This window comes from Bradyrhizobium sp. GW821-FHT13H06, assembly GCF_058803975.1.
The window spans coordinates 1158479-1183820 of sequence record NZ_JBXAPN010000002.1 but is presented as its reverse complement, the minus strand read 5'-3'; the positions used below and the strand labels follow the sequence as shown (position 1 = coordinate 1183820).

Below are 25342 nucleotides of genomic sequence, written 5' to 3'. Positions count from 1 at the left end.
TGGCCGGGACAAGCCCGGCCATGACGCTGTGGAAACAGTCGGTACCCATAGCCACGTCTCATATGCGATAGCCCTGCGCGAGCGGGGGAGGGTGGGGGAGAGGGTGTCTCCTCAATCGAGAACCCCCAAGAGGAGAGAACCCTCACCCGGCGCGCGGGACGATGCTTCGCATCGCCCGGAGCGCCGACCTCTCCCGCAAGCGGGAGAGGTGCACTGCCGCCTTGGCGCGCGCCGGACCCACCAATGCGCACCGGGAGCTAGCCGATGAGCGAGCTTCCGTTGTCCGCCACCGCCGACGCCGCGCTGCAGGCCGCGCCCGCGACCAAGGCGCGCGGCTATTGGGCGACGGTCGGCCGCCGCATCATGCGCGACAAGGTCAGCATGGCCTGCGCGCTGGTGTTGCTGCTGATCTTCCTCTCCGCGGTCCTTGCGCCATGGCTGGGTCTCGAAGATCCCTACAAGGGCTCAATGATCCGCCGCCTGCGCCACATCGGCACGGCCGGCTATCCGCTCGGCACCGACGAGCTCGGCCGCGATATGCTGGCGCGGCTGATCTACGGGGGCCGGCTGTCGCTGGTCATCGGCATCCTGCCCGTGATTCTCGCCTTCTGCATCGGCACCTCGCTCGGCATCATTGCCGGCTATGTCGGCGGCAAGCTCAACACCGCGATCATGCGCACGGTCGACGTGTTCTATGCCTTTCCGTCCGTGCTGCTGGCGATCGCGATCTCCGGCGCGCTCGGGGCCGGCATCCTCAATTCCATCGTGTCGTTGACGGTGGTGTTCGTGCCGCAGATCACCCGCGTCGCCGAGAGCGTCACGACGGGCGTGCGCAACATGGATTTCGTCGAGGCCGCGCGCGCCTCCGGTGCCGGGCCCTTCACCATCATGCGCGTGCACATCCTCGGCAACGTGCTCGGCGCGATCTTCGTCTATGCCACGAGCCTGATCTCGGTCTCGATGATCCTGGCGGCCGGTCTCTCTTTCCTCGGTCTCGGCACGAAACCGCCGGAGCCGGAATGGGGCCTGATGCTGAACACGCTGCGGACCGCGATCTACGTCAATCCCTGGGTCGCGGCATTGCCGGGCGCGATGATCTTCGCGGTCTCGATCTGCTTCAACCTGCTCTCGGACGGCCTGCGCAGCGCCATGGACATCAGGAATTAAAGCCATGAGAGGGATTCTGATTGCGGCGATGCCGGTGCCACACCTCTCCCATAGGGAGAGGTCGGATCGCATCGTTAGATGCAATCCGGGTGAGGGGCTACACTCCACCGAGTTTGCCGCTCCCCCTCACCCGCGCCTTCGGCGCGACCTCTCCCCGATGGGGAGAGGTGGGAGTCCGCGGCTATGAGCGAAAGCACCACATCCGTTGAAATGCTGGAGCCGGTCGAGGACGTCGGCGGCGTCGCGCAGCCGCTGCTTCAGGTCAACGGCCTGACGAAACATTTCCCGGTGCGCGGTGGACTGTTCGCCGCCAAGCGCACCGTGCGCGCCGTCGACAACGTCTCGTTCACCGTCGCCAAGGGCGAGACGGTCGGCATCGTCGGCGAGTCCGGCTGCGGCAAGTCCACCACTGCGCGGCTGCTGATGCATCTGATGCCGCGCGACGACGGCGACATCATCTATGACGGCATGACCGTGGGCCAATCGCTGAGCTTGCGCGAATTGCGCCGCGGCATGCAGATGGTGTTCCAGGACTCCTACGCCTCGCTCAATCCGCGCCTCACCATCGAGGAATCGATCGCCTTCGGCCCCAAGGTGCACGGCATGGCCGACGCCACGGCACGCGCACTCGCGCGCGAGCTGCTCGGCAAGGTCGGCTTGCGTCCGGAAACATTCGCCAACCGTTATCCGCACGAGATCTCCGGCGGCCAGCGCCAGCGCGTCAATATCGCGCGGGCGCTGGCGCTGTCGCCGCGGCTGGTGATCCTGGACGAAGCCGTCTCGGCGCTCGACAAATCCGTCGAGGCGCAGGTGCTCAATCTTCTGGCCGATCTCAAGCGCGAGTTCGGCCTGACCTATCTGTTCATCAGCCACGACCTCAACGTCGTCCGTTACATCTCCGATCGCGTGCTGGTGATGTATCTCGGCGAGGTCGTCGAGCTCGGTCCGGTCGACCAGGTCTGGGACGCGCCTGCCCACCCCTACACGCGTGCCCTTCTTGCGGCGATGCCGTCATCGGATCCGGACAAGCGCACCGAGACGCCGCCAATATCAGGCGATCCGCCCAATCCGATCGATCCGCCCTCGGGCTGCCGCTTCCACACCCGATGTCCGTTTGCGGAGCCGCTCTGCGCAAACGCGACACCAAAGCTCACCGCGCTCGATAGAATGGGCCACGAGGCCGCGTGCTACATGGCGATACCGGGTTCAGGCCACAGCCGCGCGCCCAGGGAGAAGACCGCATGACCAGACCGACACCGAAAGACATCAAGCCGATCGCGCTGGTTGCAGGCGTTGCCGTGGACGACGAGATCGCAACCCGCATTTCCAATGCCATCGGACCTGCCTTCGAGGGCTTCGCGGCCATTGCCGGCACGCTGCCGTTCGACCTCGAGCCCGCCGGCTATGTGCTCGCACAGACGCAGAAGGTGTCGAAATGAGCACCGAACCCGCATTGATGACGCTCACCGAGGTCGCGCGTGCGATCGCGATGAAGCAGCTGTCCTCGCATGAGGTGACGCGCGCGCTGTTGCATCGCATCGCGCAGTGGCAGCCGCACCTCAATGCCTTCATGTCGATCGAGGCGGAGGCTGCGTTGAAGGCGGCCGATGCAGCCGATGCCGAGCTTGCCAAGGGCAACGTCCGTGGTCCGCTGCACGGCGTGCCGCTCGCGCACAAGGATATGTACTACGACGCGGGTCACGTCGCGACCTGTGGCTCGCTGATCCGCCGCGACTTCGTGCCGACCGTGACCTCCACGGCCTTGCAGCGGTTGAAGGACGCCGGCCAGGTCCGTCTCGGCACGCTGCATCTCGCCGAATTCGCCTATGGGCCGACCGGGCACAACGCCCATTACGGCCCGGTGCGCAATCCCTGGAATGTCGCCCACATCACCGGCGGGTCGTCATCCGGCTCGGGCTCCGCGGTCGCCGCGCGCCTGACCTATGCGGCGCTCGGCTCGGATACCGGCGGCTCGATCCGCATGCCCGCGCATTTCTGCGGCGTCACCGGTCTCAAGACCACGGTGGGCCGCGTCAGCCGCGCCGGCGCGATGCCGCTGTCGCAATCGCTCGACACGGTCGGCCCGCTGGCCCGCACTGCCGAGGACTGCGCGCTGTTGCTGGCGCTGATGGCCGGCCCCGATCCCGCCGATTCGACCTGCAGCCACGAGCCGCTGTCGGACTACGTCGGGGCGACCAAAGGCGCGCTGAAGGGCCTCAAGATCGGCGTGCCCACCTCGTTCTATGTCGACGATCTCGACAGCGAGGTTGCGCGCGTGCTGGACGAGACCATCGCAGTGCTCAAGCGAGAGGGCGCCGACATCGTCAAGGTCGAGCTGCCGGACCAGCGGCAATTGTCCTCGGCCAGCCAGCTCGTGCTCGCCGCGGAAGCCGCCGCCTTCCACAAGCGCTGGATGATCGAGCGTCCGCAGGATTATGGCGCACAGGTCCTGATGCGGCTCCAGAACGGCCTCGCCGTTCCCGCCATCACCTATCTCGAGGCCATGCGCTGGCGCGGGCCGGCGCTCGCCGCGCACGACGCCGCAACGTCAGGCGTCGATGCGGTGATCGCACCGGCTTCGCCAGTGCCGGCACCGACGATCGAGGAGAGCGACGTCGGCGGCGGCCCGAACGCGCCGGCGCTGTTGCAGCGGCTCACGCTGTTCACCCGCCCGGTGAATTTTCTCGGCCTGCCGTCGCTCACCGTGCCCTCCGGCTTCACGAAGACCGGCCTGCCGGTCGGGATGCAACTGATCGGTCGCTCCTTCGACGAAGCGACCTTGCTCACCATCGGCGCGGCCTTCCAGCGCGCCACCGACTATCACGATCGATTGCCGAAACTGCCGTCATGACAAAGCTGGTCGAGATATCGGGCCTCAACATCCGCTTCACCGGCGAGCGCACGGTCTATGCCGTGAACGATCTCAGCCTCTCGCTCGGCAACAGCGAGGTGCTGGGCCTGCTCGGCGAGTCCGGTTCCGGCAAGAGCGTGACACTGCGTGCGCTGATGCGGCTGCTGCCGAAGAAGCGTACGCAGATCACTGGCACGGTCAACGTGCTGGGCCGCGACGTGCTCGCCATGAACGACGAGGAGCTGTCGTCGTTTCGCGGCCAGACCGTGTCGATGATCTTCCAGGAGCCGGCGCTCGCGCTCGATCCGGTCTACACCATCGGCGCGCAGATCGCCGAAAGCGTCGTGCGCCACGAAGGCAAGAGTTTCGCGGAGGGCAGGGCGCGGGCGCTCGAAATGCTCGAGGTCGTGCGCATCCCCTCGGCGAAGCGAAGGCTGGATGCCTATCCGCACGAGATGTCGGGCGGCATGCGTCAGCGCGCGATGATCGCGCTCGCGCTCGCCTGCCGTCCCAAGATCCTGCTGGCGGACGAGCCGACCACGGCGCTCGATGCCACCGTGCAGATCCAGATCCTGTTGCTGCTGCGCGAGCTGCAGCGCGAATTCGGCATGTCCGTCATCTTCGTTACCCATGACATCGGCGTCGCCATCGAGATCTGCGACCGCGTCGCGGTGATGTATGCCGGCCAGATCGTGGAGCAGGGCACGCTTCGCGATATCGTCCGCTCCCCGGTGCATCCCTACGCCAAGGGCCTGCTCGCCTCGACCATCCATGGCGCCAAGCGCGGCGCCCGCCTGGAGACCATTCCTGGCACCCCGCCCTCGCTGGCGGAGAAGCCGCACAATTGCTCCTTCGCTCCCCGCTGCAAGCTCGCAGAGCCGCGCTGCCTGGAGCAATTGCCCGCGAATGTCGAGGTCGGCCCGGGCAGGGCGGCGAGATGCGTGCTGGCGCAGCCGGTCACCGTGGTGTCATAGTCCCGGATGAGTTGGGCTAGGCTGCTCGAGCCTCGCCGCCAGTATTCACACCTTATTCATCCCGGTTCGCGTTCCATGGCTCCTCTCACGGAGAGGGGACCGCACTGATGCACATTTCCAACGAAGGCCTGCTCGTCATCCTGTTCGTCGGCCTGGTCGCCGGCTGGCTCGCCGGCAAGGTGGTGCGCGGGACCGGGTTCGGAATCATCGGCGACATCGTGGTCGGCATCGCCGGCGCGCTGGTGGCGAGCTTCCTGTTTCCGAAGCTCGGCATTCGTCTCGGCACAGGGCTCGTCTCCGAAATCGTCTACTCCGCCATCGGCGCCGTCATTCTGCTGGTTGTCGTGCGCCTGGTGCGTGGCGGGGGCAGGTTCTAAGCATGATCCGGAAAAGTGCGCAGCGGTTTTCCGAAAAGATCATGCTTAAACAACAACCTAAAGCGCGATGACGATTCATCCTAATCGCATCGCGCTTTAGCCCGCATTCGGCAGGGGGAACTTCCAGCCTCTCCGTTTTCCCGGAAGAGGCTGAAAGCCTGCAAGAAAAAGCCGCAAGCCTGTGAAATTCCGGGCTTGCGCGGGAGGTCATCAGGGGTAGATGTGGCCTCATCAGGGCTCTGGATGAGCTCGGCTGCGTTGGACGCCGGGCAAACATGATGTTAATCCGGGGCGAGTACCCTGAATTGCCCGTGAAATCAGGGGCTTTGCCCCCTTAGTCGAAAGAGATCAGACTGATGGCAGCCATCCCTGGCGTCCGCCGTTCAGAGCTCGGTGACGCCTTGCGCGCTTGTCGCACGGCATTCATCGGCGTCGGCCTGATGAGCTGCATGATCAACCTGCTCTATCTGACCGGGTCGATCTTCATGCTGGAGGTCTACGACCGGGTGCTGCCGAGCCGCAGCATCCCGACCCTGGTCGGCCTCATCATCCTCGCCAGCTTCCTCTACATGGCGCAGGGCGTGCTCGACATGATTCGCAACCGCATTCTGGGGCGGATCGGTACGTCGCTCGACGAGGCCCTCAACAAGCGCGTGTTCGACACCATCGTGCGCCTGCCGCTTCTGGTCGGCAGCCGCAACGAGGGCCTCCAGCCGCTGCGCGACCTCGACAATGTCCGTTCCTTCCTCGGCGGCATGGGCCCGAGCGCATTCTTCGATCTGCCCTGGCTGCCGCTTTATCTCGCCATCTGCTTCGCCTTCCACGTCCTGATCGGCGTCACCGCGCTGGTCGGCGCCATCATCCTGGTCGGCCTGACGCTGGTCACCGAGTTCATGTCCCGCCAGCCGGCACGCGAGGCGATGGGGCTCGCCGCCCAGCGCAACGATCTCGCCCAGGCCAGCCGCCGCAACGCCGAGGTGATGGTGTCGATGGGCATGGCCGGACGGATGAACCAGCGCTGGAGCGAGGCCAACGAAAAATATCTCGCCGGCAATCAGCGTGCGAGCGACGTCGCCGGTGGTCTCGGCGCGATCGCAAAGGTACTGCGCATGATGCTGCAATCGGCCGTGCTCGCGGTCGGCGCCTATCTCGTCATCCACCAGGAGGCGACGGCCGGCATCATCATTGCCGGCTCGATCCTCTCCGCCCGCGCGCTCGCTCCGGTCGATCTCGCCATTGCGCATTGGAAATCCTTCGTCGCCGCACGCCAGAGCTGGCACCGCCTCACCCGCCTGTTGGAGCAGATGCCGGCGCAGGCGATGCCGACCCAGTTGCAGGCGCCCACCAGCCGGCTCTCGGTCGAAGGTGTCGCCATGGTGCCGCCCGGCGATCAGCGGCTCGTGGTGCAGGACGTCACCTTCGCGCTCGCCGCCGGCAACGGCCTCGGCGTGATCGGCCCGAGCGGCTCCGGCAAGTCGTCATTGATCCGAGCGCTGGTCGGGGTCTGGCAGCCGGTGCGCGGCAAGGTGCGGCTTGACGGGGCGGCGCTCGATCAATGGTCGTCCGACATGCTCGGCCGCCACATCGGCTATTTGCCGCAGGACGTCGAATTGTTCGGCGGCACCATCGCGCAGAACATCAGCCGGTTCGATCCCGAGGCGACCTCCGACGCGATCATCGCCGCGGCCAAGGAGGCCGGCGTGCACGAGATGATCATCAAGATGCGCGAGGGCTACAACACGCAAGTGGGCGAGCAGGGCGCAGCGCTCTCCGCGGGCCAGGCGCAGCGCGTGGCGCTGGCGCGCGCGCTCTACGGCAGGCCGTTCCTGGTCGTGCTCGACGAGCCCAACTCCAACCTCGACACCGAAGGCGACGAGGCGCTGACCCGCGCCATCCGTGCCGCGCGCGAACGCGGTGCCATCGTCGTCGTGGTGGCGCACCGCCCGATCGGCGTCGAGGCGGTCGACCAGATCCTGGTGCTGCGCGACGGCCGCATGCAGGCGTTCGGCCCCAAGGAGCAGGTGCTCGCCCAGGTGCTGCAGCCGCGCGCGACGCCGCCGGCACCGATCAAGATCGTCAGCGAAGGCGGAGTGGCCAAGTCATGAGCAGCAAGTCATGAGCACGTTGGCTATCGGCGGAACGAAGCCCCCCGCCAAGAAGACTGTAGGTGATTCCATCAGGTTTCACTTGGTCCTTGGCCTCGCCATCGTGGTGGTCCTGGTCGTCGGGCTCGGCGGCTGGGCGTCGACCGTCTTGATCTCGGGCGCGCTGATCGCGCCGGGGCAGATCGTGGTCGAATCCAACGTCAAGAAGGTGCAGCATCCGACCGGCGGCGTGGTCGGCGAGGTGCGTGCCCGCGACGGCGACCGGGTCAAGGCCGGCGACATCGTGGTGCGGCTCGACGACACCGTGACCAAGGCCAACCTTGCCATCGTCACCAAGAATCTCGACGCCGCGCAGGCGCGCGCGGCGCGACTCCAGGCCGAGCAACGCGGTCTCGACAGCATCGAGTTCCCGCAAACGCTGATCGAGCGCGCCGGCGATCCCGAGCTCAAGGTGCTGCTCTCAGCCGAAACCAAGCTGTTCGACGTCCGCGTCAACGGCCGCACCGGGCAGAAGGCGCAGCTGCGCGAGCGCATCACGCAGCTCAACGAGGAGATCTCCGGTCTCAGCGCCCAGGAGAAGGCCAAGGACCAGGAGATCGCGCTGGTGCAGAACGAGCTCACCGGCGTGCGCGAGCTCTACGAAAAGCGCCTGGTGCAGATCTCGCGCCTGACCCAGCTCGAACGCGACTCGGCACGTCTCAACGGCGAGCGCGCGCAGTACATCGCCTCGCGCGCCCAGGCCAAGGGCAAGATCACCGAGACCGAGCTCCAGATCATCCAGATCGACAAGGACGTGGTCAGCGAGGTCTCCAAGGACCTGCGCGAGACCAACGACAAGATCGGCGAGCTGATCGAGCGCAAGGTCGCTGCCGAAGACCAGCTCCGCCGCATCGACATCCGCGCGCCGCAGGACGGCATGGTGCTGCAATCGACCGTGCACACCGTCGGCGGCGTCGTCACGGCCGGCGATACCTTGATGCTGATCGTTCCGCAGGCTGACGATCTTCAGGTCGAGGCCAAGGTCAATCCGGTCGATATCGACAAGCTCCAGATCGGCCAGAAGACGCTGCTGCGCCTCTCCGCGTTCAACCAGCGCACCACGCCGGAGCTCAATGGCGTCGTCAGCCGCGTCTCGCCCGACGTCACCACCGACCAGCGCACCGGCCAGGGCTACTACACCATCCGCGTCTCGATGCCGCCCGAGGAGATCGCCCGCCTCGGGGACGTCAAGATGATTCCCGGCATGCCGGTGGAGGCCTTCGTCCAGACCGGCGACCGCACCATGCTGTCCTATCTGATGAAGCCGCTGCACGACCAGCTGATGCGCGCCTTCCGGGAGAAGTGACGCGCGAAAGCGCGTCATCTTTCCTCGTCATTGCGAGCGTAGCGAAGCAATCCAGATTGTCTCCGCGGTGAGATTTCTGGATTGCTTCGCTACGCTCGCAATGACGACTTGGCTGCGATCCTGCTATAGTGCGCTTGTTTCAAGCAAAGCGGCGGTCGAATCATGCAATCTCCCCCCTCCATCGCCACTGAATCCTTCTCCGATGCGTCCCTCGCCGTCGCCCGTCTCGAAGAGATCTACGAGCGCAACACCAAGTTCCTGCGCGAGCGGTTCGAGGCCTATGTCAATGGCGAGACCGTCACGACGCGGATGCGGGCCTATTATCCCTTTGTCCGCATCACCACCGCGACGCATGCGCGGCTGGATTCGCGCCTGTCTTACGGCTTCGTCGCTGGGCCCGGCGTGCACGAGACCAGCGTGACGCGGCCGGATCTGTTCCGCAGCTATCTCACCGAGCAGATCGGATTGCTGATTCAGAACCACGGCGTGCCGGTCGAGATCGGCGAATCCACCGAGCCGATCCCGATCCACTTCGCCTATCGCCGCGACATCAACATCGAAGCCGCCATCACGACCAGCGAGAACTCCGCCGTCACGCGGTCGCTGCGCGATGCGTTCGACGTGCCTGATCTCGCGACGATGGACGATGCGATCGCCGACGGCACCTTCGAGCTGCAGCCGGGGATGCCCAAGCCGCTGTCCCTGTTCCGCGCCGCCCGCATCGATTACTCGCTGCGCCGGCTTTATCACTACACCGGCACCGATTCCGAATATTTCCAGAACTTCGTGATCTTCACCAATTACCAGTTCTATGTCGACGCCTTCGCGCAGCTCTGCCAGCAGCGTCTTCAGTCCGGCGAGGCGGGCCTCGACGCTTTCGTCGCGCCCGGCAACGTCATCACGCGCAGCGGCGGCGCGACGACGGGCGTTGCCCCCGCGCGCGCACCGCAGATGCCGGCCTTCCATCTGGTCGCGCCGGGTTATCGCGGCATCACGCTGATCAACATCGGCACCGGTCCGTCCAATGCGCGCAACGTCACCGACCATGTGGCCGTGCTGCGGCCGCATGCCTGGCTCATGCTCGGCCATTGCGCGGGCCTGCGCAACACGCAGCGCCTCGGCGACTACGTGCTCGCGCATGGCTATGTGCGCGAGGACCATGTGCTCGACCGCGAGCTGCCGCTGTGGGTGCCGATTCCCGCGCTCGCCGAGATGCAGGTCGCGCTCGAGGAGGCGGTCGAGGATGTCACCGGGCTCGAAGGTTTCGAGCTGAAGCGCCTGATGCGCACGGGGACGGTGGCGAGCGTCGACAACCGCAACTGGGAGATTTCCGGGCCTGAAGTGATCCGCCGCCTGTCGCAATCGCGCGCGGTCGCGCTCGACATGGAATCCGCCGCCATCGCCGCCAACGGCTACCGCTTCCGCGTCCCCTATGGCACGCTGCTCTGCGTCTCGGACAAGCCGCTGCACGGCGAGATCAAGCTTGCCGGCATGGCCAGCGAATTCTACCGCCGCCGTGTCGGCCAGCATCTCGAGATCGGCCTGAAGGCGCTGGAGCGGCTCAAGCAGCAGGAATCGGAGCGCCTGCATTCGCGAAAGCTCCGCAGTTTCGCCGAAGTCGCGTTCCAGTAGGTCGGGGCCCCCCTTCATCCTTGCTGACAAGCCGGAGAATTTTTCGCATTGTCCGCGAGGGGGGGCCGACCGGGACGCTTGCGATGCCGCTCACGCGCGACAAGATCATTGGCCATGATCTCGAACGTCTGGCCTTTCGTTTCACCATGCTGAACGATGGCGAGGTCGTGCAATGCCAGATCAGCGACGCTGCCATGGACGAGCTCGCGGGCATGCAGGGCACCGAGAGCAGCGCGCGCCAGGCACAATTCTTGTCGCTGCGCGAAACCATCGAACGCATTGCGTCGGACCTCTACGACGAAGCGCCGCGCTTTCACGGCTATGTGGTGCGAATTTTCATGCGGCATTTGGGGCGGTGACATTGAGCCGTGCCGCGGACACAACCCCCTCACCGTCACCCCTCCAGCTTCCTCAGCAGCAACTTCAGTGCCGTTGCCGCAAACACCTGCATGTTCGCAAACCGGTCGCTGCTGCCCGTCTCCAGCGTCATCACCTCCGCGGCGGGTCCTGCGACCGCCATGCAGCTATGGCCCGCTGCGTCGCCGTAGCGGTTGCCGGTGGGGCCGGCGGCACCGGTCTCGGACAGGCCCCAATCACAATTGAAGCGGCTGCGCATCTGCTCGGCCAGCAATTGCGCGTAGGGCTCCGACGACGACCGGAAACCTTTCATGCCGTCATCCGAAATATCCATCAGCACCCGTCTGGCGTCGCGGGTGTAGACCACCGCGCCGCCGAGGTAATAGGCGGAGGCGCCGGGCACCGCGAGCAGGCTGGCCGAGATCAGGCCGCCGGCCGATGATTCCGCAACCGCGATGGTCTGCTTGCGCGCGATCAGTTGGGCCGCGACCCGTTCCGCAATGCCGACGAGCTCTCTCATCCCTGAAACCCCTCATTCCTTCGCAACCGAGCTGCGCCTTCCTAGCATATGCCGGCGGCCCCGGCTGAGTTGCGGGCGGCGGGCAGGCCTGCTTGAATGCGGGCACGAGACAAGAATTGACGAGGAAACGTGAAGGAGACGTCATGGCGTCCCTGATCGCCGGTGGGGTGGACTGCGATGTGCATCCGGCCGTGCCGCATCTGACCAGCCTGCTGCCGTACCTGAACGATTATTGGCGCGATCAGGTCACGACGCGCGGCATGGTCGACCTCGTCTCGCAATCCTATCCGCAGAACTCGCCGATTACGGCACGGCCCGACTGGTGGCCCGAGCAGGGCAAGCCGGGAGAGAGTCTGGCGGACATGCAGCGCCATGTGCTCGATCCCTTCCAGCTCGAGCATGCCATCTGCAATCCGCTGTACGGCGTGCAGATGGTGTTCTCCGAGGACATGCAGGCCGCCTTCTGCCGCGCGCTGAACGACTGGCTGGCGAAGGAATGGCTCGATCGCGACACGCGGCTGCGTGGCTCGATCGTGATCCCGACGCAAAGCGTCGAGAAGGCCGTCGCCGAGATCGAGCGCTGCGCCCCGGACAAGCGCTTCGTGCAGATCCTGATGCTGGTCATGGGCGACGTGCCGCTCGGCAAGCGCGCGCTGTGGCCGATCTATGAGGCCGCGGAGCGGCTGGAACTGCCGCTCGGCATCCATGCCGGTTCCGCTTATCACAATCCGCCGACCGCGGTGGGGTGGGGATCCTACCACATCGAGGACTATGTCGGGCAGGCCCAGGCGTTCCAGACCCAGCTCACCAGCGTGATCGTCGAAGGCGTGTTCGCCAAATATCCGCGGCTGAAAATGGTGATGCTGGAGTCCGGCGTCTCCTGGATCGCGCCCTATCTCTGGCGACTGCACAAGTTCTGGCGCGGGGTGCGGATGGAGACCCCATGGGTCGATCGCGCGCCGCTGGAGATTGTGCGCAGCAACATCCGCTTCTCGTTACAGCCATTTGATGCACCGCCGGAAGCCGAGACATTAATTCGCCTGTTTGATCATATGCAGTCGGACGAATTGGTCCTATTCTCCACGGACTATCCGCACTGGCAGTTCGACGGCCAGGACGCGCTGCCCGGAGGTCTGTCCCCCGATCTCGTGCGCAAGATCATGATCGACAATCCGCATGCAACCTATCCCCGCCTGACGTGAGCCGCTGCCAAAGGAGGCAAGGCGATGAATATCCAGTTCCGCGAGAGCCAAGAAGCCGCGTCCCCACTGACCGTCAAAACCGCGATCGCGGACTGCGACATCCATCCGGCACGCGCCACCCGCACCGAACTCTATCCCTACCTCGCCAAACGCTGGCAGCATCACCTCGAAGTCTACGGCGTCCATGCCTATCAAGGCATGATGGAAGGCCCGCCCTATCCGAAAGCCCAGCCCAACGCCTCGCGCCGCGATGCCTATCCGCCGGAGGGCGGGCCGCAGGGCTCCTCGCTATCTTTCATGCAGAAGCAGCTGCTCGATCCCAACAACGTGCAACTGGGGGTGCTCAATCCGCTCAACACCGGACAAGGCATCCGCAATCACGAGCTGTCGGCCGCGCTGTGCTCGGCGATCAACGACTGGCAGATCGACAAATGGACCTCCAGGGACAAGCGGCTGAAGGCCTCGATCGTCGTCGGCAATGAGGACGGGTTGTCGGCCGCCGCCGAAATTCGCGAGCGCGCCGGCGACAAGAACTTCGTGCAGGTGCTGCTGCTCAGCCGCAATGTCGAGCCGCTCGGCCAGCGCCGCTATTGGCCGATCTACCAGGCCGCGGAGGAGGCAGGTCTTCCCGTCGGCGTCCACGCCTTCGGCTTCGGCGGCAACCCGATCACGCCCTCGGGCTGGCCGTCCTACTACATCGAGGAGATGGTGGGCCACTCGCAATGCCAGCAATCGGCGCTGGCGAGCCTCGTGCTGGAGGGCGTGTTCGAGCGCTTCCCGAAACTGAAGATGGTGATGATCGAGGCCGGCTTCGGCTGGGCGCCGTCGCTGGCGTGGCGGCTCGACAAGGCCTGGCAGCGGCTCAGGAGCGAGGTGCCGCATGTGAAGCGGCCGCCGTCGGAATATATCCGCGAGCAGGTGTGGTGGACGACGCAGCCGATGGAGGATCCTGAAAGCCGCGAGGATCTGTTCGACGTTATCAAATGGATCGGCTGGGATCGACTCTTGTTCGCGACCGACTATCCGCATTGGGATTACGATGAGCCCTCGCGCGTCTTGCCGGCGGGCGTCAGCGAGGCCAATCGCGAGGCGTTCTATCTCGGCAATGCGAAGAAGCTTTACGGGATAGCCGCATGATCCGAAAAAGTGTGAAGCGGTTTTTCGATCAGATCATGCGGAAAACATAAGCATGGCCCGGCATGTCATTGCCGCGGTCGACGAGCTTCCGCCGGGCACGCGAAAATTCCTGGAGATCGACGGACGGCCGATCGCAATCTTCAACATCAAGGGCGAGTATTTCGGCCTGATGAACCGCTGCCCGCATCAGGGCGCGGCGCTGTGCGAGGGCCCGCTGATCGGGCTCGCGCAATCGAACAATCCCGGCGAGATCGAGTACACGAAACTCGGAGAGATCATCCGCTGCCCGTGGCACGGCTGGGAGTTCGACATCCGCACCGGCCAATCCTACTGCGACCCCCGCCGCTTCCGCGTGAAGGCCTACCCGGCCCATGTCGAGCCGGGCGCGAGCGTAGTGAAAGGGCCGTATGTCGCGGAGACGATCCCGGTCAGGATCGAGAGCGACTACGTGGTGGTGGAGCTGTAGCCGCGCCTCTTCACCCTCCCGCGACCGGCTCCGGCACCGCATCATAGGCCGGCACCGCTTTGCCGCCGCGATACACCGTCGAGGCCGCGATGATGCCGAGCAGGGCGGCGAACATCAGCCAGAAGCCGGGCGAGGCCTTGTCGCCGGTCCGCTCGATCAGCCAGGTCGAGGCGAACGGCGTGAAGGTGCCGAACAGGGCCGCGGCGAGCGCGAACGCCAGCGAGAAGCAGGTGGTGCGGACATGCGCCGGCACGATCTCGACGAGGGCACCCAACATGGTGCCGCTGTAGACGCCGAAATAGAATGAGAACACCATCTCGACGGCGAGCAGCTTGCCGAAGGTCGGCGCCGCCACCAGCCAGTGCAATGCCGGATAGGCGGTCACCAGCGCCAGGCAGGCGATCGCGATCAGCACCGGCTTGCGGCCGATGCGATCGGAGAGCGCGCCGCCGACCGGATTCCAGATGAAGTTGGCCACCGCGACGAGCAGCGTGACCAGCAGCGCGTCATGCGTCGACAGCTTCAGCACGGTCTTGCCGAAGGTCGGCGTGTACACGGTGACGAAGTAGAACGTCGTCGTGGTCAGGATTGCGATCATCATGCCGAGGACGACGATGCGCCAGTTGGCGAGCGCGGAGGCGAACACCTCGCTCGCGGTCGGATGCTTCTTCATGGCGAGGAAGGCCGGTGTCTCCTCGAGCGTCCGTCGCAGGAGGAAGATCAGCGGAATGATCAGGCATCCCACGAAGAAGGGAATGCGCCAGCCCCAGGCGGCCACGGTGTCGGCGGGCATCACCTCGGAGAGGATGTAGCCGAGGATCGAGGCCACGAAGATCGCGACCTGCTGGCTCGACGATTGGAACGAGGTGTAGAAGCCGCGATTGCCGGGCGTCGCGATCTCCGCGAGATACACCGACACGCCGCCGAGCTCGACGCCGGCCGAGAAGCCTTGCAGCAGCCGGCCGATCAGCACGATGATCGGCGCTGCGATGCCGATGGTCGCGTAGCTCGGGCAGAACGCGATGACGATCGTGCCGAAGGCCATGATGCCGAGCGTGACGATGAGGCCCTGGCGGCGGCCGATGCGGTCGATGTAGGCCCCCAGCACGATGGCGCCCACGGGGCGCATCAAGGCGCCGAGCCAGAACACGCCGAAGGTGTTGAGCAGCGAGGCGGTCTCGTTGGTCGAGGGGAAGAACGCCTTGCCGATTGCGGCGGCGTAGAAGCCGAACAGGAAGAAATCGAACTGCTCGAGGAAATTGCCTGAGGTGGCGCGCAGGATCGCGCCGACGCGCGACCTGATTGCGGGCGGATTGGTTGAGGCGGCTGGTCCAGCCATGACGTTGCTCCCCTTGGAAAGACGTGGCCGGGCCGAAATGCATTGCACGGCAAGGCGACAGATTGATGCTGCGACAATCTGTCATACCCCATCCCGCGCGGGGTGGGACGAGTCAACCGGTTTTCCGGAGGAGGCTGATGATTTTTCAGGCTTTGTTTTGCGTTGCAGCGACGATCCATTGCCGGAAGGCGGCAAGCTTCGGCGCCTCGCGGCGGCCCTCCGGCGCGACCAGGTAGAACCCGGCATCGGCCGGCAGCGCGATCTTGAAGGGTACCACCAACCGGCCCTTGGCGATGTCGTCCTGGACGTAGGAGGTCCGTCCCATCGCCACGCCGATGCCGTCGATCGCGGCCTGGATGGTCATGAAGATCATGTCGAAGGTGATGCCGGGCTGCCTTGCGATATCGACGGGCAGGCCCGCCGCGGTCAGCCACAGCCGCCAGTCGTCGCTGTTGGCGTTCGAGGTGTGCAGCAGCGGATGGTTGCGCAGATCCTCCGGCCGGCGCAGCGGCTTGTCGCCGCGCAGCAGTGACGGACTGCATACCGGAAACAGCTCGTCCGCCATCAACCAGTCGGCACGCACGCCCGGCCACTGGCCGCGGCCGTAGCGGATCGCGGCATCGACATTGTCGCGCTGGAAGTCGACGAGGCTGGTCGAGGTGGTGATGCGCACGTCGATGCCGGGATGTTGCTCCTGGAAATCGGTCAGCCGCGGCAGCAGCCATTTTGCCGCGAGCGAGGCCAGCGTCGACACGGTCAGCACCTTGTCGTCCTCTTTGCGCAGCAGTCGATCGGTGGCGAGCCGGAGATCATTGAAGGCGGCGCGGACGCCCGGCAGGTAGTCGCGCGCCTCCGGCGTCAGCGCCAGCGCGCGGTTCTGCCGGATGAACAGGCGGATGCCGAGCTCCTCCTCCAGCCTGCGGATCTGATGGCTGATCGCGGTCTGGGTCACGTTCAGCTCGCTGGCTGCCAGCGTGAAGCTGAGATGGCGCGCGGCGGCCTCGAACGCCCGCAATCCGTTCAGGGACGGCAATCTGGCAGTCATTTGGCAGCAGGATACATGACGTTATTTCATGCGAAAAGGTACAAATTGTCGTTTGTCGCAGCGCGGCAGGAAGCAGATATTAGTGGTCAACTTAGCTCCAGGAGCTGAAAATGTCTACTTTGACCGACAATTCGATGACAAATCATCATGCACCGGGCCTGATCCAGCAGATCGGCGAGACGCTTCACGTCTGGCATGAGCGCTACCGCACCAGGCGCGAGATGACCAACTGGACCGCCCGCGACCTCCATGATGTCGGGCTGTCCTGGTCCGATGTCGCCTATGAGGCCGACAAACCCTTCTGGCGGGCCTGATAGGCCGCCAGGCCGGCGCCGCCTGACTGTGGGGGCGCCGGCGGTCCCTTTTCCGCACGGCATGTGTCATGAGCATCCTTCGCCTCGAAGACCTGAAGCAATATTCGGACAGGCTGCGCACAAGCGACGGCACGGCGCTCAACGTCCGCTTCGTCGAGCCGCGCGACACCGACGAGCTCCAGCACTACTTCCGCTCCCTCTCGACGGGCTCCCGCTACAACCGTTTCTTCGGCGCGATCAGCGAGCTGCCGCAGGGCCTGCTGCACGACTTCCTTCGGGTCGGCGAGGGCGAGCGCTTCACGATCGTTGCGACCATGATGGTCGACGGCTTCGAGACCATCGTGGCCGAAGCGCGCTACGCCTTCCATGCCGAGACCGCGACTCTCGAGTTCGGCCTGTCGGTCGACGACCGCTGGCAGGGCCGCGGTATCGCCACCGCGTTGATGAAGAACCTCGAATGCCGCGCCGCCGCGCTTGGCGCCGAGCACATGTTCGGCGACACGCTGCGTTCCAACGAGGCGATGGTCTCGCTCGCGCGCAAATCCGGCTTCGCTTTCGTCAATCATCCCGACGACTGGAAGCTGGTGCGTTTCGACAAGGAGATCAGCGTCGCGCCCAGAGACATTCCCTGCGCGAGCTGGCGCCTCGCCGCCCTTTCCCGTCAGGCCGACAGCCCCTCAGCCTCGGCCTGACACCACTGCAGCCCGGCCTGGCCAAGCCAGAGCCGGGTTTTTTTTGCTTTCCTGCCCGATCCGTCATCCTGAGGCGCTCGTTCTGCGCACTTTCGCAGAACGAGCCTCGAAGGATGAACGGCCCCGCTGTTTCCAAGCAGTCTCTCGCAGCAACAGTCGGGCCGTCGCCCTTCGAGGGCCGCTGAAAAAGCGGCCGCCTCAGGGTGACGGTCACAGATTTCGGGTGTCGGCTACTTCCCCGTGAACACCGCCCTGCGCTTCTCGATGAAGGCCTGCACCGCCTCCTTGTGATCCGCGGTCGTGGTCAGGCGGATCAGTCGTTCAGCCTCGTGGTCGCGCGCCGTTTCAAAGTCGAACAGCACGGCCTCGTCGAGATTGTCCTTCATGTAGCGCAGCGCCAGGCGCGGGCCTTCGGCGAGCGATCTGGCCAGCGCGAAGGCCTCGGTTTGCAGCTTGTCATCAGGCACCACGCGGTTGACGAGGCCGATGGCTTCGCAGCGTACCGCATCGACGCGATCGCCGGTGAACATCAGCTCGCGCGCCCGCGCGGTGCCGACGAGCCGGGTCAGGAGCCAGGCGATGCCGTAGTCGCCGCTGAGCGCGATGCGGGCATAGCCGGTTGCAACGAAGGCGGATTGTGCGGCGATGCGGATATCGCAGGCCATGGCGATGGCAAGCCCGGCGCCGACCGCGGGACCGGGCAGCGCGGCGATGGTCGGCTTGCGCACCGACACCAGCGCGCCGGTCAGCAGCCGTTGCCGCTCCTGAAGGTCGGCAACCTTGTCGTCAAGGGACATATCGAGCTTTGCCTTGTCGCGATGTGCGCCCATGCCCTTGACGTTGCCGCCGGCGCAGAACGCTTCGCCCGCGCCGGTGAGCAGCAGCGCGCCGACACCGGGATCCTCGCCGCAGGTTCGGATCATCGTGCGCAGCGCCGGCGTCAGGTTATCGGATAGCGCATTGCGCGCCTCCGGCCGGTTCAGCGTGATGATCGCGACGCGGTCGCGCACGACGCAGAGGAGTTCACTGGTGCCGGTGTCGATGGTGGTTTCCGTGGTCATCGTCGCTCCCTACTCTTGTAGAGTGGGCAAAGCGAAGCGTGCCCACCATTTCTTTCCGTCTCCGAGATGGTGGCATGGCGCTAACGCGCCTTTGCCCACCCTACGGCAGCTGTGAATTTATCGCCTCAAAACTTCTCCACCCAGGGCCGCAGCTCCAGCTCCCAGCTCCAGGCGCTGCGCGGCTGCTGCAGCACGTTCCAGTAGCTCGCTGCGATCGCGTCGGGATCGAGCATCGAATCCGGCTTGTCCGCCGGTTCGGTTCGCGCCGCACTGCGGATGCCGCCGTCGATGACGAAATGCGCGACATGGATGCCTTGCGGCGACAATTCGCGCGCCATGCTCTGCGCGAGGCCGCGCAGCGCGAACTTGCCCATCGCGAACGGCGCCGACTGCGCATAGCCCTTGACGCTGGCGGAGGCGCCGGTGAACAGGATCGCGCCGTGCTTGTTCGGCAGCATGCGCCTGGCCGCCTGCTGCGCCACCAGGAAGCCGCCATAGGCGCTGACCGCAATCGCCTGCGCGACGTCGGCCGGAACGAGCTCGATGAAAGGCCCGCGCGTGCGGCCGCTGGCATTGTAGACGACGAGGTCGGGCGTTCCGATCTCGCGCTCGACGAGGCCGAACAGCCGCTCCACCTCGTCAGGCTCGGTGGCGTTGCAGGCATAGGCCTTGGCGCCGGTCTCGCTGCAGAGCGCGCCGAGCTTCTCGATCTTTCGCGCGGCGAGCGCGACGCGGATGCCCTGGGCGGAGAGCAGCCGCGCCAGCGAGGCGCTGAGGCCTTCGCCGGCACCGACGATGAGGGCGATCTTGTATTTCGGATGTTCCATGGCGTGATCTCTCGGAAGCAGGAGCCGCTGATCTATGCATGGGCTGTGCGAACGACCAGCCGGGTCGATCACAATTCCGCAGAGCGAATTGCTCCTCCACGGCGATCATGCCGCCCTGACAATTTGCGGCTTTATCGCTGTCCGCGACTGGAGCATGATCGACATCATCCAAAGCGGCAAGCGCAAAGAATTGCCGTCGGACGGAAACGAAGAGGACGATCATGCACAAGCCGGTCACAGCGCAGCCACAAAATGCCGCGGCCGCACCTTCCGGCCTGCTGGCGCCCGATACGTCAGGCATGAATTTCTACCGCGCCGATCCGGCGCTGGCCGATCTCCTGCGCATTCATCTGCCGGATACGCTGTTCCGTCATATCGAGCCGCATCTCGACCGTCTCGGCGAGCTCGCCGGCGGCCATCTCGACGAGTGCGCGCGGCTCGCGGACCGGCACACGCCCGTTCTGCACCAGCGCGACAAGTTCGGCCGCGACATGCAATGGATCGAATACCACCCGGCCTATCGCGAACTGGAGAACGCCGCGTTCGGCGAGTTCGGCATCCATGCGCTCTCGATCCGCAAGGGCATCATGGGCTGGCCGGACAAATATCCCGTCGTCGCCAAGCACGCCTTTACCTTCCTGTTCAACCAGACCGAATTCGGCATGGGCTGCCCGATCAACGTCACCGACGGCTGCGCCAAGCTGCTGGCAAGTTTCGGCAGCGAGGCGCTGAAGGCGAAATATCTCGACGGCCTGACCTCGACCGACATGAGCAAGCTGACGCAGGGCGGCCAGTTCATGACCGAGAAGGAGGGCGGCTCCGACGTCGGCACGCTGACCACGCGTGCGGTGCAGGAGGGCGACCATTGGCGTCTCTACGGCGAAAAATGGTTCTGCTCGAATGCGGACGCGAAGGTCGTGATGCTGCTGGCGCGTCCTGAAGGGGCGGGCCCCGGCACGCGCGGCGTCGGCCTGTTCCTGATGCCGCGCTTTCTCGACGACGGCGCGCAGAACAACTACCGGATCGTGCGCCTCAAGGACAAGCTCGGCACGCGTTCGATGGCCTCGGGCGAGATCAAGCTCGAAGGCGCGATCGCCTACGCGGTCGGCAAGCTCGACCGCGGCTTCGTGCAGATGGCCGAGATGGTGAACTCGTCGCGCCTGTCCAACGGCGTCAAGTCCACCGCGCTGATGCGCCGCGCCTATCACGACGCGATGACGGTGGCGACGAACCGCGTGGTGTTCGGCAGCCGCATCGTCGACCTGCCGCTCGGACGGCGACAGATGTTGAAGATCATGCTGCCGGTCGAGCAGGCGCTGTCGATGAGCTTTCTCACCGCCGATGCGCTCGATCGCGCCGAAGCGGGAAGTCAGGATGCGGCGGCGCTCCTGCGCATCCTCACCCCGACGCTGAAATTCCGCGCCACGCGCGATGCGCGCAAGGTCTGCGGCGATGCGCTCGAGATGCGCGGCGGCATCGGCTATATCGAGGAGTTCGCCACCGCCCGCCTGCTGCGCGATGCCCATCTCGGCTCGGTCTGGGAGGGCACCGGCAACATCGTGGCCATCGATGCGCTGCGGCGCGCGGTCGGCCGTCACGGCGCGGAGTCCGCGCTCGCGGCCGATCTGCACGCCCGGCTCGACGACAGCGCTTCCGTGCCGCAGGCCTGGCGCGACCGTCTGCGCGGCCTCACCGATCGCGCCGTCGGCTTCGCGCGCGAGGTCGCGAGCAAGTCCGAGAACGAGGCGGAGGCCCGCCGCGCCACCAGCCTGCTCTATCATGTCGCGAGCGCGGTCGCGCTCGCCTGGGAGGCGCATCGCATCCACGACATGCGCGGCGATGCGCGCCGCCTGCTGCTGTCGCGCCTCGTCATCGATCATCGGGTGTCGCCGAGCGATCCGTTCCGGCTGACGGAAAATGCCGCGCAAGCGAAGATCGCAGTGTTGCTGCTCGGCGATCGCGCAGGCAGCATGAGCGAGGTTGGCGAACTGGTTTTGGCAGCGTAGGCTCTCTTCACCTCTCCCTTCGGGAGAGGTGAAGTCCGCACGCAACGATAATCATAACAACGAGGAAACACCGATGAAGGCCGCCGTCCTCCATGAAGTCAACCAGCCGCTCGTCATCGAGGACATCAGCCTGCCGAAGCCCGGTCCGCGCGAGGTGCTGATCCGCACCGCGGTTGCCGGCCTCTGTCACTCCGATTTGCATTTCATGGAAGGGCTCTATCCGCATCCGCTGCCGGCGGTGCTCGGCCACGAATCCGCCGGCGTGGTCGAGCAGGTCGGCTCTGATGTCACCTACGTCAAGCCGGGCGACCACGTCGTCACCTGCCTGTCCGTGTTCTGCGGCACCTGCGACAACTGCACCACGGGCCGCACCGTGCTCTGCACCGACACCACGGTGAAGATGCTGCCGGGCGTCTCCAACCGCATGCAATGGTCGAAGCCGGAACAGCTGCACCAGTTCCTCAACCTCTCCTCCTTTGCCGAGCAGATGCTGGTGCACGAGAACGCCATCGTCAAAATCAGGAAGGAGATGCCGCTCGATCTCGCCGCGCTGATCGGCTGCGGCGTCATCACCGGCTACGGCGCGGTGGTGAACACGGCGAAGGTGACGGCCGGCGAGACCGTCGCCGTGATCGGCTGCGGCGGCGTCGGCATGGCCGCGATCAACGGCGCGCAGATCGCCGGCGCCGGCCGCATCATCGCCATCGACACCAATCCGGCCAAGCTCCAGCTCGCGACCAAGCTCGGCGCCACCGACATCGTCAACCCCGCCGACGGCGACGTGGTCAAGCAGGTGCGCGACCTCACCGATGGCGGCGTGCATCATTCATTCGAGGTGCTCGGCCGCAAGGAGACCGCCGAGCAGGCGTTCGGCATGCTCGCCTCGGGCGGCACCGCGACCATCGTCGGCATGATTCCGTTCGGCCAGAAGATCGAGCTGCACGGCTTCGACTTCTTGCGCGAGCGCAAGATCCAGGGCTCCTCGATGGGCTCCAACCATTTCCGCGTAGACATGCCGCGCCTGGTCGATTTCTATCTGCGCGGCCGCCTGCACCTTGAGGACTGGATCTCGGCCAAGCTGAAGCTGAACGAGATCAACGAGGGCTTTGCCAACATGAAGGCCGGCAAGACGCTGCGCAGCGTGATCATGTTCGATAGCTAGCGGTCGTCACGGTGTCATCGTCCGGCTTGACCGGACGATCCAGTACGCCGCGGCGGGACTTGTGTGAATGAACTACCGCCGCGGCGTACTGGATGCCCCGGTCAAGCCGCGGCATGACAGCGGAGTGTGAGGACGGCCTGCCCTAACTCGCCGCGACAAGCGACGCATCAATCGTCGAACATCTTCGGCGGCACGAACCCGCCGAACTCGCGCTCGATCAGCTCGGCGAGCTTCAGCGGCGTGCGATCCTCCAGCCACGGGCCGACGATCTGCACGCCGACCGGCAGGCCGTCTTTCGACAGACCGAGCGGAACGGCCGTCGCAGGCAGGCCCGGAAGCGTCGCGATGCCCGGCCAAGCGAGCTGGTCGGAATAGGGATAGTCCTTGCCGTCGATGCAGATCGTTCGCAGGCGTTGCTCCGGCGAATGGTCATGCGGAAAGGCCGGCGTCGGCATGATCGGGCAGATCACCGCGTCGAAGCTCTTGAACAGCGCGCGCCATTGCGCCCGCAGGCCGGCGCGGCTGCCTGCGTCGAGCACCCAGGCGCGGTGGCTTGCGGTGATGCCGCGCAGTCGCTCCGCGCCGAGGTTGCGATCCTCGGGCGACAACTGGCTCGCCCGGGCCTGCGCATCCGCAAGCTCATCCGGCAGGAAGAATGCGCCGAGAAAGCTCAGGAGCATGCGCATGTACAGCCGCGACGTCTCCGCGAAGTCCGGGAGCAGCGCGCTCTCGCGGGCGACGGTCACGCCGGCCTTCGTGAGCTCGGTTGCGAGCCTGTCGATCGCGCTGCGGACGTCCCGGTCGGTCGGAAGCAGCGGGTGGCTGTCGATCACCAGAATACGGAAGTCCCGCAATGATTGATGCCGTGCAACGGGCAGATCGAGCTTGTAGGCGACACCGGCATCGAGCGGATCCGGTCCGGCCATGATGTCGAACAGCAGGGAGAGATCTGCTGCCGTGCGCGCCATCGGCCCGATGACGGCGAGGTCGCCCTCGCGCGGAATGGCCGGAAACGGCGGCGGGGTCTCGCCCCGCGCCGGGCAGAGATTGAGAGTCGGCTTGTGCGCGAAGACGCCGCAATGAAATGCCGGCACACGCAGGGAGCCGCCGATGTCGGAGCCTGTGGCGAGCGCGCAATAGCCAGCGGCGAGGGCTGCGGACGATCCTCCGGACGATCCGCCCGGTGTTCGGCCGAGATCATAGGGGTTGTTGGTGGTGCCGTAGATGTCGTTGTAGCTCTGCCAGTCTCCGAGGCCGACCGGCACGTTGGTCTTGCCGAGGATCACGCCGCCCGCCTCCTTGATGCGCGCTACCGGCAGCGCGTCTTCTACGGGTTTGAAATCCTTCTGCGGAACGAACCCCCAGGTCGTCGGCAGGCCGGCGATGTTGAAGGATTCCTTGATCGTCACGGGCAGGCCGAGCAGCGGCTTGCGCTCGCCGCGCGCCAATGCAGCGTCCGCCTCGCGCGCGGCAACGAGCGCGCGGTCGAAATCGCGCACGCAGATCGCATTGATCCTGCCGTCATGCCGTTCGATGCGCTCGATCGCATCCTGCGTGAGCTCGACCGCGGAGACCTTCTTCGCGCTCAATGCGGCCGACAGCTCGACCGCACTCTTGAAACTCCATTCCGACCTCGCCACGGCGCTTCTCCCGCTCTGGTTGTTGGAGGATGATGCGCAGTTTGGCCGAACGCGGCAACGGCTGTTTGATGGCGATTGCTATGTCAGTGGGACAGTGTGGCTCCTACGCCGCCCCGATCACGATCCCGACCGCCAGCACGATGGCGCCGCCGAGCACGATCTGGAACACGGCCTGGAGGAACGGCGTGTCCATGTAGCGCGAGCGGATGAAGGCGATCGCCCACAATTCGAAGAACACCACAATGCAAGCGATTCCCGTCGCGATCCAGAACGCGTTGGCCCAGCTGTCGGGTACGAGATAGGGCGCGGTGTGGCCGAGCCCGCCGAGCGTCGTCATCGCGCCACAGGTGATGCCGCGCAGCCAGGGCGAGCCGCGCCCCGTGAGCGAGCCGTCGTCGGACAGCGCTTCCGCAAAGCCCATGCTGATGCCGGCGCCGATCGAGGCGGCAAGGCCCACCAGAAATGTTTGCCAGTTCTGATGCGTGGCAAAGGCGGCCGCAAACAGCGGCGCGAGCGTCGAGACCGAGCCGTCCATCAGGCCGGCGAGGCCCGGCTGCACATATTGCAGCACGAACATCCTCCGGCGCGTGCGGTCCTCCTCGGCACGCACGTCGGGCTTCAGGATCTCGTCGGTGAGTTTCGCGGCGGTATGCTCATGAGCCTTCTCGGCTTCGGCGAGGTCGCCGAGCAGCCGGCGCACGTTGACGTCCTCGGCCTGCTCGGCGGCCTTGGCGTAGAAGCGCTCGGCCTCGAGCTCCATGGTCTCGACTTCCCGGCGGATCGTGTCGAGCGGCAGGTTCTTGGTCAGCCAGATCGGGCGGCGGCGCAGGAAGCCCTTGACGTCTTCGCGGCGGATCGGCGGCAAATGCTGGCCGAAGCGCTGCTCGTACGTTTCCAGCAGCATGTGGCGATGGCCGCGCTCCTCCTCGGCCATCTGCTCGAACAGTTTCGCGGAGTCGGGATAGCGCTCCTTCAGATCCTCGGCGAAGGTCATGTAGATCCGGCTGTCCTCCTCCTCGGAGGAGATCGCAACCGCCAGCACCTCGCGCTCGGTCAGATCGGCAAAATTCTTCACGGCCGCCCTGTCATAAGTTTAGAACTATTCTAAAAACTATATAGGGCG

The 25342-nt window shown here is 65.6% G+C and carries 24 protein-coding genes; 17 read left to right on the top strand and 7 right to left on the bottom strand.

Annotated features, from left to right (window positions below; translation table 11 throughout):
• Positions 1-264: 264 nt before the first annotated feature.
• The 10 genes from AC1RQP_RS12455 (at position 265) to AC1RQP_RS12410 (ending at position 10810) form a co-directional block, all read left to right on the top strand.
• Positions 265-1167, top strand: a complete 903-nt coding sequence (locus AC1RQP_RS12455) for an ABC transporter permease (protein ID WP_239627527.1) — start codon at positions 265-267, stop codon at positions 1165-1167.
• Positions 1168-1350: 183 nt separating this feature from the next.
• A complete protein-coding gene (locus AC1RQP_RS12450; protein ID WP_492937111.1) occupies positions 1351-2412 on the top strand; it encodes an ABC transporter ATP-binding protein in 1062 nt (353 codons plus the stop codon).
• Entirely contained in the window at positions 2409-2606 is a 198-nt protein-coding gene (locus tag AC1RQP_RS12445) for a hypothetical protein (protein ID WP_158668370.1), read from the top strand. The genes AC1RQP_RS12450 and AC1RQP_RS12445 overlap by 4 nt, the downstream gene beginning before the upstream one ends.
• Positions 2603-4018, top strand: coding sequence for an amidase (locus AC1RQP_RS12440; RefSeq protein ID WP_492937110.1), 1416 nt, complete (start codon positions 2603-2605; stop codon positions 4016-4018). Before AC1RQP_RS12445 ends, AC1RQP_RS12440 begins: the two co-directional genes overlap by 4 nt.
• On the top strand, positions 4015-4992 hold the full coding sequence (locus AC1RQP_RS12435; RefSeq protein ID WP_239627522.1) for an ABC transporter ATP-binding protein: 978 nt from the start codon (positions 4015-4017) through the stop codon (positions 4990-4992). The genes AC1RQP_RS12440 and AC1RQP_RS12435 overlap by 4 nt, the downstream gene beginning before the upstream one ends.
• A 107-nt stretch (positions 4993-5099) precedes the next feature.
• Entirely contained in the window at positions 5100-5369 is a 270-nt protein-coding gene (locus tag AC1RQP_RS12430) for a GlsB/YeaQ/YmgE family stress response membrane protein (RefSeq protein WP_028179604.1), read from the top strand.
• A gap of 356 nt (positions 5370-5725) precedes the next feature.
• Entirely contained in the window at positions 5726-7474 is a 1749-nt protein-coding gene (locus AC1RQP_RS12425) for a type I secretion system permease/ATPase (RefSeq protein WP_239627520.1), read from the top strand.
• A 10-nt stretch (positions 7475-7484) separates the two neighbouring features.
• A complete protein-coding gene (locus AC1RQP_RS12420) occupies positions 7485-8819 on the top strand; it encodes an HlyD family type I secretion periplasmic adaptor subunit (RefSeq protein ID WP_239627519.1) in 1335 nt (444 codons plus the stop codon).
• A 162-nt stretch (positions 8820-8981) separates the two neighbouring features.
• Positions 8982-10451, top strand: a complete 1470-nt coding sequence (locus AC1RQP_RS12415; protein WP_492937109.1) for an AMP nucleosidase — start codon at positions 8982-8984, stop codon at positions 10449-10451.
• A gap of 83 nt (positions 10452-10534) precedes the next feature.
• Positions 10535-10810, top strand: a complete 276-nt coding sequence (locus AC1RQP_RS12410; protein WP_131872072.1) for a DUF1488 family protein — start codon at positions 10535-10537, stop codon at positions 10808-10810.
• 35 nt (positions 10811-10845) lie between these two features.
• Here the strand turns inward: AC1RQP_RS12410 and AC1RQP_RS12405 are convergent, their stop codons facing one another.
• Complete coding sequence (locus AC1RQP_RS12405; RefSeq protein WP_492937108.1) at positions 10846-11328, bottom strand: CinA family protein; 483 nt, start codon at positions 11326-11328, stop codon at positions 10846-10848.
• Between the two features lie 143 nt (positions 11329-11471).
• On the opposite strand from AC1RQP_RS12405, the gene AC1RQP_RS12400 reads away from it, so the two are divergent.
• From AC1RQP_RS12400 to AC1RQP_RS12390, 3 genes are read left to right on the top strand one after another with little or no spacing between them, the layout of a single operon-like run.
• Positions 11472-12530, top strand: a complete 1059-nt coding sequence (locus AC1RQP_RS12400; protein ID WP_492937107.1) for an amidohydrolase family protein — start codon at positions 11472-11474, stop codon at positions 12528-12530.
• Positions 12531-12554: 24 nt separating this feature from the next.
• Positions 12555-13667, top strand: a complete 1113-nt coding sequence (locus AC1RQP_RS12395; RefSeq protein ID WP_492937106.1) for an amidohydrolase family protein — start codon at positions 12555-12557, stop codon at positions 13665-13667.
• Positions 13668-13719: 52 nt separating this feature from the next.
• Entirely contained in the window at positions 13720-14133 is a 414-nt protein-coding gene (locus tag AC1RQP_RS12390; protein ID WP_492937105.1) for a Rieske (2Fe-2S) protein, read from the top strand.
• A 10-nt stretch (positions 14134-14143) separates the two neighbouring features.
• Here AC1RQP_RS12390 and AC1RQP_RS12385 read toward each other — a convergent pair whose 3' ends face one another.
• Both AC1RQP_RS12385 and AC1RQP_RS12380 read right to left on the bottom strand, forming a co-directional pair.
• Positions 14144-15472, bottom strand: a complete 1329-nt coding sequence (locus tag AC1RQP_RS12385) for an MFS transporter (RefSeq protein WP_492937104.1) — start codon at positions 15470-15472, stop codon at positions 14144-14146.
• A 145-nt stretch (positions 15473-15617) separates the two neighbouring features.
• Positions 15618-16517 carry a transcriptional regulator GcvA gene (locus AC1RQP_RS12380; protein WP_492937102.1) on the bottom strand — a complete coding sequence of 300 codons (900 nt, stop codon included), beginning with the start codon at positions 16515-16517 and terminating at the stop codon, positions 15618-15620.
• Between the two features lie 110 nt (positions 16518-16627).
• Here AC1RQP_RS12380 and AC1RQP_RS12375 point away from each other — a divergent pair, with 110 nt between their 5' ends.
• Together AC1RQP_RS12375 and AC1RQP_RS12370 are read left to right on the top strand one after the other, a co-directional pair.
• Positions 16628-16831, top strand: a complete 204-nt coding sequence (locus AC1RQP_RS12375; protein ID WP_239627505.1) for a DUF1127 domain-containing protein — start codon at positions 16628-16630, stop codon at positions 16829-16831.
• 68 nt (positions 16832-16899) lie between these two features.
• Positions 16900-17523 carry a GNAT family N-acetyltransferase gene (locus AC1RQP_RS12370; RefSeq protein WP_492937101.1) on the top strand — a complete coding sequence of 208 codons (624 nt, stop codon included), beginning with the start codon at positions 16900-16902 and terminating at the stop codon, positions 17521-17523.
• A gap of 230 nt (positions 17524-17753) precedes the next feature.
• Here AC1RQP_RS12370 and AC1RQP_RS12365 read toward each other — a convergent pair whose 3' ends face one another.
• Both AC1RQP_RS12365 and AC1RQP_RS12360 read right to left on the bottom strand, forming a co-directional pair.
• Positions 17754-18584 (bottom strand): enoyl-CoA hydratase, encoded by an 831-nt coding sequence (locus tag AC1RQP_RS12365; RefSeq protein WP_492937100.1) that lies wholly within the window; start codon positions 18582-18584, stop codon positions 17754-17756.
• 125 nt (positions 18585-18709) lie between these two features.
• Positions 18710-19411: an SDR family NAD(P)-dependent oxidoreductase gene (locus AC1RQP_RS12360; RefSeq protein WP_492937099.1), complete on the bottom strand. Its 702-nt coding sequence runs from the start codon at positions 19409-19411 to the stop codon at positions 18710-18712.
• 221 nt (positions 19412-19632) lie between these two features.
• Between AC1RQP_RS12360 and AC1RQP_RS12355 the strand changes: the two genes are divergently transcribed.
• Complete coding sequence (locus AC1RQP_RS12355) at positions 19633-21417, top strand: acyl-CoA dehydrogenase family protein (protein WP_492937098.1); 1785 nt, start codon at positions 19633-19635, stop codon at positions 21415-21417.
• Positions 21418-21490: 73 nt separating this feature from the next.
• Positions 21491-22579 carry a Zn-dependent alcohol dehydrogenase gene (locus AC1RQP_RS12350; protein ID WP_492937097.1) on the top strand — a complete coding sequence of 363 codons (1089 nt, stop codon included), beginning with the start codon at positions 21491-21493 and terminating at the stop codon, positions 22577-22579.
• A 167-nt stretch (positions 22580-22746) separates the two neighbouring features.
• Here the strand turns inward: AC1RQP_RS12350 and AC1RQP_RS12345 are convergent, their stop codons facing one another.
• Positions 22747-24219: an amidase gene (locus tag AC1RQP_RS12345; RefSeq protein ID WP_492937096.1), complete on the bottom strand. Its 1473-nt coding sequence runs from the start codon at positions 24217-24219 to the stop codon at positions 22747-22749.
• Positions 24220-24322: 103 nt separating this feature from the next.
• Positions 24323-25294, bottom strand: coding sequence for an iron exporter MbfA (gene mbfA / locus AC1RQP_RS12340; protein WP_239627494.1), 972 nt, complete (start codon positions 25292-25294; stop codon positions 24323-24325).
• Positions 25295-25342: the final 48 nt, after the last annotated feature.